This window comes from Flavobacterium sp. UBA4854 (assembly GCF_002399805.1).
Lineage (GTDB): Bacteria > Bacteroidota > Bacteroidia > Flavobacteriales > Flavobacteriaceae > Flavobacterium > Flavobacterium ginsengisoli.
Window position 1 is genome coordinate 16,610 of record NZ_DHEI01000155.1, and the last position, 8,580, is coordinate 25,189.

10 protein-coding genes are annotated in these 8,580 nt (G+C 34.3%); 5 read left to right on the forward strand and 5 right to left on the reverse strand.

All coding sequences use genetic code 11. The features are described from left to right. A partial coding sequence (locus B3J44_RS22335; protein ID WP_286971522.1) for a TonB-dependent siderophore receptor occupies positions 1-1,380 on the forward strand: 1,380 nt, incomplete at its 5' end. 478 nt (positions 1,381-1,858) lie between these two features. Here B3J44_RS22335 and B3J44_RS22340 read toward each other — a convergent pair. Genes B3J44_RS22340 through B3J44_RS22350 form a run of 3 tightly spaced genes read right to left on the reverse strand, consistent with a single transcriptional unit; the run spans position 1,859 to position 4,169 of the window. After that, complete coding sequence (locus B3J44_RS22340; protein WP_286971523.1) at positions 1,859-2,881, reverse strand: LLM class flavin-dependent oxidoreductase; 1,023 nt, start codon at positions 2,879-2,881, stop codon at positions 1,859-1,861. 57 nt (positions 2,882-2,938) lie between these two features. Then, positions 2,939-3,346 carry a DUF1634 domain-containing protein gene (locus B3J44_RS22345; RefSeq protein ID WP_177209883.1) on the reverse strand — a complete coding sequence of 136 codons (408 nt, stop codon included), beginning with the start codon at positions 3,344-3,346 and terminating at the stop codon, positions 2,939-2,941. Then, entirely contained in the window at positions 3,333-4,169 is an 837-nt protein-coding gene (locus B3J44_RS22350; protein WP_286971525.1) for a sulfite exporter TauE/SafE family protein, read from the reverse strand. Before B3J44_RS22350 ends, B3J44_RS22345 begins: the two co-directional genes overlap by 14 nt. Before the next feature lie 252 nt (positions 4,170-4,421). Here B3J44_RS22350 and B3J44_RS22355 point away from each other — a divergent pair, with 252 nt between their 5' ends. Together B3J44_RS22355 and B3J44_RS22360 are read left to right on the forward strand one after the other, a co-directional pair. Next, on the forward strand, positions 4,422-5,285 hold the full coding sequence (locus B3J44_RS22355; RefSeq protein ID WP_286971526.1) for a helix-turn-helix domain-containing protein: 864 nt from the start codon (positions 4,422-4,424) through the stop codon (positions 5,283-5,285). Between the two features lie 100 nt (positions 5,286-5,385). Next, positions 5,386-5,826, forward strand: a complete 441-nt coding sequence (locus B3J44_RS22360; RefSeq protein WP_286971527.1) for a hypothetical protein — start codon at positions 5,386-5,388, stop codon at positions 5,824-5,826. A gap of 192 nt (positions 5,827-6,018) precedes the next feature. Here B3J44_RS22360 and B3J44_RS22365 read toward each other — a convergent pair whose 3' ends face one another. Continuing rightward, positions 6,019-6,414 (reverse strand): DoxX family membrane protein, encoded by a 396-nt coding sequence (locus B3J44_RS22365; RefSeq protein ID WP_286971528.1) that lies wholly within the window; start codon positions 6,412-6,414, stop codon positions 6,019-6,021. Positions 6,415-6,421: 7 nt separating this feature from the next. After that, positions 6,422-6,979, reverse strand: a complete 558-nt coding sequence (locus B3J44_RS22370; RefSeq protein WP_286971529.1) for a GNAT family N-acetyltransferase — start codon at positions 6,977-6,979, stop codon at positions 6,422-6,424. Positions 6,980-7,223: 244 nt separating this feature from the next. Between B3J44_RS22370 and B3J44_RS22375 the strand changes: the two genes are divergently transcribed. Both B3J44_RS22375 and B3J44_RS22380 read left to right on the forward strand, forming a co-directional pair. Next, positions 7,224-8,237 carry a zinc-binding alcohol dehydrogenase family protein gene (locus tag B3J44_RS22375; RefSeq protein ID WP_286971530.1) on the forward strand — a complete coding sequence of 338 codons (1,014 nt, stop codon included), beginning with the start codon at positions 7,224-7,226 and terminating at the stop codon, positions 8,235-8,237. A gap of 143 nt (positions 8,238-8,380) precedes the next feature. Beyond that, positions 8,381-8,580: DoxX family protein (locus B3J44_RS22380; RefSeq protein ID WP_286971531.1), on the forward strand; the 200-nt coding region annotated here is incomplete at its 3' end.

Consider the following 8,580-nt stretch of genomic DNA (forward strand, 5'->3'; position numbering starts at 1 on the left):
GGTGGTTATGCTACTTTGCCACGTGATTTTACCATGACGGCACCAGGTTTGCCAGATACTAATATTCAAGATCACAGTGGTTATTTGCAATTTGAACATAAATTTGACGAAAACTGGAAATTGACAGCTCAGACTTCTTATTTCAAATATATTCAGCAAGGATATAGTTCTTGGCCATCTGCTGTAGGGCCAGCAACAACTGCAAATGGAGACATTGGTAACGGAGATATTATTAGAAATGTGGGTATTTGGGATGCAGATAGTAATATGTTTTTGGGACAAATTTTCGTGAATGGAAAATTTAATACAGGAGCCATTTCTCATAAAGTTTTGGGAGGTGTAGATTTAGGTGACAAAGATTATATGGCAGATTGGGGACAGTCTCATGATCTTGATACTGTTGATAATCCTTTTAACATTTATAACCCTAATTATGGAACTCCTTCGAATGGTTTTCCGCAATTTGATCACGATACACCTTTAAGCCAAAGAGCAGGAGGACTTTATGGGTCAAAATATGCAGCAGGATATATTCAGGATGAACTTGGATTTTTTGAAAATAAACTGAGAGTAACACTTGCAGCAAGATATACATGGATTAAACAGACTAGCAGCTATGACGACCCGCAAGAAGATAGTCATATTACACCACGTTTTGGAGTAAGCTATTCTATCACTAATGATTTTGCTGTTTACGGGTTATACGATCAAGCTTTTACACCTCAATCTGGTGTTGTTAGAGATGGTGAGTTGAAGCCATTAACAGGTAATAACGTCGAATTTGGTATCAAAAAAGATTGGTTTGACGGTTCTTGGAATACTACTTTGTCTGTTTATAATATTTTGAAAAAGAATGAATTAACTAGTGATCCTTTAAGTACTCCGTCGAATCCGACAAAAATTGTATTGGGAGAAAAAAGAGCGCAAGGGTTTGAGTTTGATTTAAGAGGAAAAATATTTGATGGTCTTAATCTTATTGCAAATTATGCTTTTACAGAATCTATTGTAACAAAATCTAATGTAGAAGGTATTGAAAAAGGTGATATTGTTCCTGGATATTCAAAACATACTGCAAATGCATGGTTAAATTATACTGTTCAAAATGGTAAATTAAAAGGTTTTGGAGCTTCTATAGGTGGTACATTCCTTGATGGACGTCAAACAGATACTTGGGGTGAAGGTCTTGAAAGATTACCTACTTACTTTAAGCTAGATGGAGGACTATCTTACGAAATAGGGAAAGTTAAAGTAACAGCAAATGTATTTAATATACTAGACAAATATCTATACAGTGGTTCTTATTATGAGTGGTTACAAGCTTACTATTGGCAGGCAGAACCAGGACGAAACTTTAGAGTTGGTCTTACTTATAAATTCTAAATTGGTTTGTTATCGTTGAAAAATTGCAAATCATAACAAAAGCATCGTCTTAATTGGCGATGCTTTTTTTTAAGATGCTAAGATACTAAGGTTCTAAGTACAAAGGTTCTTAAAATTATAATTCTTCTGAATTGCCTCCAGTTTTAACTGGAGGTAACAAATAAAGATTTAAAAAAAAGGCTTTAGCCAAACTAGTGATGTTTGGCTAAAGCCTTTAATTTTTGTTTATATTTTCATCCAGCTAAAGCTGGACGCTACTTAATTATTTAAGAGATTTTAAAATTTTATTAGTAAAATCATCTTTTCTCGCAGATTTTGCAGATCGTGCAGATTTTTAATTTCATAAATAATGATTTGCTTAATCTGCTAAAATCATTTTAAATCTGCGTGAAAATTTCACAAATTTTAATAACCATAGCAATCTATAAAATAAAAAAGAAAAAAATCCTTTAAATCTGTGCAATCTGTGGCAAAAAAACTATCCCTTCTTAATTAAAGGAATCAATTTTGTACCAATCAATTCAATCGCATTCATTAATTGTTTATGCGTTAATCCAGCATTATCCATTTGGAAAGTAAATCGATCTACGCCTCCAAGCGCTTCACTATGACGAAGGATTTTCTCTGCAGCTCTTTCCGGACCTCCAACAATTAAAACACCTAAGTCATCAATTAAACCATCAAATTTGCCTTTTGTTACGGGTGGCCAGCCTCTTTCGTATCCTAATTTAGTCCATAATTCGGCATAACCAGGATAGTATTCTTCAATTGCTTTTTCTGTTGTAGTGCCAACATATCCAGGGGAATGCAAACCGACTTTTAATTCATTTGGTTTATAGCCCGCAGCTTTTCCAGCTTCACGATATAAATCAACTAAAGGTTTAAAACGATGTGTTTGTCCGCCAATAACAGCAACCATTAACGGAAGTCCAAGTGATCCAGCTCTTATAAAAGATTCGGGAGTACCGCCAACTCCAAGCCAAATAGGCAATTTCTCTTGTATTGCTCTCGGATAAACAGGCAAATTATTTATGGCAGGACGAAATTTCCCTTCCCAGCTTACAAACTCGTTGTCACGAATCTGTAAAAGCAAGTCTAGTTTTTCGCTGAAAAGTTTATCATAATCATTCAGATTAAATCCAAAAAGGGGATAAGCCTCAATAGAAGAACCACGACCAACTACAATTTCGGCTCTTCCTTTTGAAATTAAATCTAAAGTCGCAAAACTTTGATAAACCCTAACAGGATCTGCAGCGCTTAAAACGGAAACAGCGCTTGCCAGTCGAATATTTTTTGTTCTTGCCGCCGCCGCACTCAAAATAACAGCCGTAGCAGAATCTAAAAACTCTTTTTTATGATGTTCTCCAATTCCGAAAACATCTAGACCAGCCTGATCTGCAAATTCAATTCGCTGCAGTAGCTGTTCCATAGCATCAACACTGCTCAGAGTATTGTTGTCGCCATACATTGCCGAAGCAAAACTGTCTATTCCTATTTCCATGTTTTTAAATTTAAAATTCCAATATTTAAATTCCAAATTCCAAAATCTACAATTTTTTTAATGTGAGAAACCAAATGAAATACTGATAATGATAATCAGGATTACAATTAATGTAATGCCAACGTATAAATAATCTTTTTCCAATAAAAATGAAAATAACGAAAGCAGCACGCGTAAAACAGGTGTCATAAACAAGAAAATAATTCCTGTAAATATTAACGATTCTCCGTTTCCTTGAATTGCTCCGTTGTAAATTGCGGCGATTACTTCAAATATGTTTCGGTCGTTTTCTTTAAAAACAGAATAATCTTCAATCTGATTTCCGTTATGAATCAAATAAACAATTCCGCCAATGAAGGCTACCGATAACGAAATCCAAACTCCGTAACGAAGCAGGTTTCCTATAATTGTCTGAAAATCTTTTTCTCCAAATTTTTCTTCCTGTACCATATTAGATTTTTCCATTTAGTCCGTTATAAATCATGTTTATTGCCAAAACAAAAATCAAGCAGGCAAAAAATATTCTCAATTTCTTCGGATTTGTTCGTACCAATATTTTGGCTCCAGCCATAGCGCCAAACAAAACTCCAATTACAACTGGCATACAGATTCCAGGTTCAATATATCCTTTCTGAATATAAATTACAGAACTTGCCATTGCCGTAACACCCATCATAAAATTACTGGTTGTTGTAGAAACTTTAAAAGGTACGCGCATAATATTGTCCATTGCAATTACTTTAAAAGCACCAGAACCAATTCCGAGCAATCCAGACATCATTCCGGCAACACCCATCATACTAAAACCGCCAATAACATTTTTGGTTCCGTATTTTATGACTTCGCCATCGTGAGCAGGATAAGTTCCGTCCAATTTTAGCTTTTTAGCCAGCGAACTAGATTCTAAAACAATATGTTCTTCTTTTTTTCGAAGCGAATTAATAGCAGAGAAAATCAGCGTTAAACCAAACAAAACGGCTATAAAAGAAGTAGGTGCAATAGTCGAAAGCAATGCTCCGCAAACTGCTCCAATTGTAGTGGCGATTTCGAGAAAAATTCCCATTCGCATGTTGGTAATTCCTTCTTTTACATAGGCTGCAGCAGAGCCAGAAGAAGTGGCGATAACAGAGACTAAAGCAGCTCCAATGGCATAATGAATATCGACACCGAGAATAATTGTGAGAAGCGGAATGATGATAATTCCTCCGCCCAAGCCTGATAATGAACCGATAAAACCAGCTAAAAAAGCTCCTAGAATCATTATAAGCGTAAAGGTAAGTATTGTCATTTAAGATATGTTTTTGTATTTGCTAATTTACGAATACAAATTTGTTAGAAACAGCTTTATGACCTTAAATATACCTTAAAAATATTTTTAGTATTCAGTTTTCAGTCTCAGTCGCAGTTAGCTTTAGAGTCGAGAAGCTTTGTCAAAGTTTGAAACTTTGTCAAAGCTAGCCGTTCTTACCGTAAAGACTGCAACTGAACACTAAAAAAAGTGGTATATTTGAAATGATAATGATTACCCAAAAAAGCAGTCTTGAAGAATAAAATCCTCACTTATTCCTTAACGCATCATAAAAGTTTGTTTTCTAATGCAGACCAGAAAGAGTATTTCTATATCCAGACCAGCGAGCATCCTTATATCAGCGAACCTTATCGTGCAGAAAGTTATGCAATTGAATTTCTGAGAAAAGGAAGTATAATCATGCAGACTGGACTCGAAAGAAAAGTCGTTCATGCTCCCGCTCTTATTACTTTGGGACCATCTGTAATTAGGAGTTTTTCTAAAAACGATGACGAAATTTTAATTGACATTATATTTTTTAAGCCACATTTTTTTCTCGAAAATCAGACAAATGTGTTTTTTCTTGCCCAATATGATTTCTTTGAAAACCATCATAGTCATTTGTCTCAACTTGCAAAAACAGATGAAAATAAATTTGAACGCATTTTTAATTTAATTAAAGAAGCATCAGAAAACAGATCTAAGAATCAAGCTTCTATTTTGAGAAGTTATCTATATATTTTAATTTATGAAATTGATGCTATTCAGGAAGAAAAGAGCTTTACAGAAACGCACAATCCTTTATTTGAACAATTTAAAGAACTGTTATTTAAGGACTTTTTGAATTTTAGAACGGTACAGTATTATGCTGATAAACTAAATGTAAGCCGAAAATATTTGTCTGAAGTCATTAAAAAACACAGCGGTAAGACTGCGAGTGACTGGATTAGCGAAATGGTGATTCTGGAAGCCAAAGTTTTATTGCAGCATAAAAAAATGTCCATCAATCAGATAAGCGATTTGCTTCATTTTACTGATCAATCTGTTTTTGGACGATTCTTTAAAAACTATGAAGGAATTTCGCCTTTAGAATATCGGAAAAAACAAAACGATTAAAATAAGGTTTCCGACATTTTGCACAATTTTGAAGCCGTATCGCTCTTTTTTCAGACCTATAATCGGTACAACTTTGCTCTTTTATTAAAAAGGAAAAGAAATGAGTAAAATTGCAAAATTTGTTGTCATCATTAACGACAATGTCTCTTGGATGGAAGAAAAAGCCGTTCAGTTTTATACCAATTTATTTAAGGAAAAAGATTTGGGAGAAAAATATGCAGAACACCATCTTTCTCAAAAAGAATTGTTTCGAATTCAGAATGATTTTTCGATCGAAATTCTAATGGCATATCTTGGTGAAGTACCACAATCTTATTTAAAATTGGATTCGTCGAGAATATTAAACGAAAATCTAGGAGTGTCAAAAGCAATTAATCTAAGTGAGATTATTTATTTTGATGAAGAAGATTTAAAAGCGCTTATTAAACGTGCCGAAGAAATTGCTTACCAGCGAAAACATGATTTAATCTGGGTGAAAGCTTTTGCCGCAGATACTGCTTTAATCGACATATTACGATTATTGACATTACGAAGAATTTGATTTGGAAAAAAGCATAGAAGATCAATTTCCAAAACGAATTTATTTCCGAAAAAAGATGTGAATTGATATTTTTTGAGCTGAATTTTTCGAAGCGATTAACTTTGTCAAAGTTTTAAACTTTGACAAAGTTTCTAGAACGCTTTTATCGAAAACTATATTCTATTGTCAACAGCGTAAGACGTTTTTCCAATATTAGCCAATAGTAAAGCCGCCGCGACAACTTGTCCAAACAGAATAATCAAGAGGCGCTTTTACAGAAACGGAAACCGACATGGCAAAAGCAAAAAAGAACATTAAAAAGGTAGTTCCCAAAGCGGCAAGTCTGGTTTTAAAACCAAATAATAGTAAAAGACTCAGTAAAACTTCAAAGAAAGTAGCAACTCCTGCCAGAATTTCTGCTGTGGCTCTGTTGGCAAAAGAATTTAGGGTTTGTGTGTAGATAACAAAGTTTTCCCAATTTCCCCAGGCGACTGCGTTAGATCCCGGTGCGCCCCAAACTCCAAATCGGTCTGCTACGGCCGAAAGCATTGTTATTCCTAAAACTATTCTTAAAATTAAACCAGCTTCTAATATTGTGATGTTTTTCATTCTATAATTAATTTTTGATTTGAAGATGTTCTAGGTTCTTCTTAACCAAAGTTTTGTTTCCAACTACTTTAAAACCAAGCTTTAAATACAGTTTTTTAGCACTCGGATTGTCCTCTTCAACCAGGAGACCTAAAACCTCTTTATTTTTATGAACGTATTTATCAATCAAAAATTGCAATAATTGAGAACCAATTCCTTTTCCCTGATATTTCGGATTCACGCCTAAAGAATCAATATAATATTCTCCAGCACGGGTTTCCAATTCTGGATCAAAATCAGGATTGTGGTGTTTGCGAACGTATTCGATTATAGGCGCGCGCAATTCTTCGATTTCTCCACCATTATAAATATTTACTGCGCCAATGATTTCGTTATTCTCTTCTGCCACAAAACAATTTTGATAAGAATACTGATTATTTTCACTCTCAACAAAATGCTCTAGAAAATCTTTCGCTAAAGCGTAATCTTCCTTTGCAATAAATTTATAGATAATGTCTTCCATTGCTAATAATAATATAGGAGCAATATATTTTGAGTCTGATTTTTCGGCTTTTCGTATATTCATAGTGTAGTATTTTTAGCAAATTTAGTCTTTAAAATTATTTCACGCAGATTTTAAAGGATTTGAGCAGATCTTAGCAGATTTTAAATAAAAAATCTGCAGAATCGGCTATAATCTGTAAAATCTGCGTGAAACAAAAAACACATTGTGCTTAATATATACAAATATACACTCAATATATACCAATTAAGAGATTTCAACTCGTCTTATCTTTGTAGTATAGTTTTAATTTAAATATTAAAAAGAAATGAAAGCAATAGGATTTAAAACATCATTACCCATAGAAAACCCAGAAAGTTTTATCGAATTTGAAGCCGTAAAACCAATTCCTGGGCCACACGATTTATTAGTTAAAATTGATGCGATTTCAGTAAATCCAGTCGATTTTAAAATTCGCCAGAATAGCGCAAAAGATACCGTTCTTGAAACTCCCAAAATTATTGGTTGGGATGCTGTCGGAATCGTTCAGGCTGTCGGACAAGATGTTACTTTGTTTGAAGTTGGAGATCCTGTATATTATGCAGGAGATATTACCAAACAGGGGAGCAATGCCGAATATCAGATTATTGACGAAAGGATTGTGGGCCGAAAACCTAAATCGTTAAGGATCGAAGAAGCAGCTGTAATTCCGTTAACCGCCTTAACCGCTTGGGAAATTTTATTTGACAGAATCAGAATTACGGCAGATAAAGACAAAGGAAAATCGATTCTAATTATTGGCGGAGCAGGAGGAGTAGGCTCGATTGCCATTCAATTGGCTAAGAAAATAGCGGGTTTAACTGTTATTGCAACAGCGTCGCGTCCAGAAACAATTGCTTGGTGCAAACAGCAAGGAGCAGATTTTGTGGTAGATCATAAAGACCTTGTCTCATCTGTTCGAGATGCTGGTTTTGAGTATGTTGACTTTATTTTAGATTTTGTAGATACCAATGCTTATTGGGATACCATGGTCGAATTGATAAAGCCTCAGGGTCATATTGCCTCTATTACAGGAAGCAGCGATCCAGTTGCATTAACCAAACTAAAAAGCAAAAGTGTGTCTTTTTCTTGGGAATTAATGTATACCCGATCTATGTACCAAACAGAAGATATGGTAGAACAGCATAATATCTTAAATATCGTAGCAGATTTGTTGGATGATGGTATTTTGAAAACAACTTTAAATACAACCTTAAACGGACTTTCAGCCGAAAATCTTAAGAAAGCGCACGAACTTTTGGAGTCAGGACGAACAATTGGAAAGATTGCCATTAAGTTTTAAAGCTCAAAATACGCTTTGTGATAGCCTAAAAACAGTTATTTGGAATTGTTTTAAATAATGTTGTTTTTAAATAGGAAATTTTTGTATTTTAGTCGGCTTACAAACCCAATTGATATAAATTTTTAACCTAAACAAAATTATTTATGATTTCAAAAAACACAGACCTTGGATTATTGCTATTGCGTTTAAGTACTGGCGGATTAATGCTTTTTCACGGTGTTTCTAAACTGATTCACGGAATTTCGTTCCTTGTAGAAAACATGGGCGCATTTGGCTATGCGGTTTACATTGGCGAAGTTTTAGCTCCAATTGCCATTTTATTAGGATTTAGAACTAGAATTGC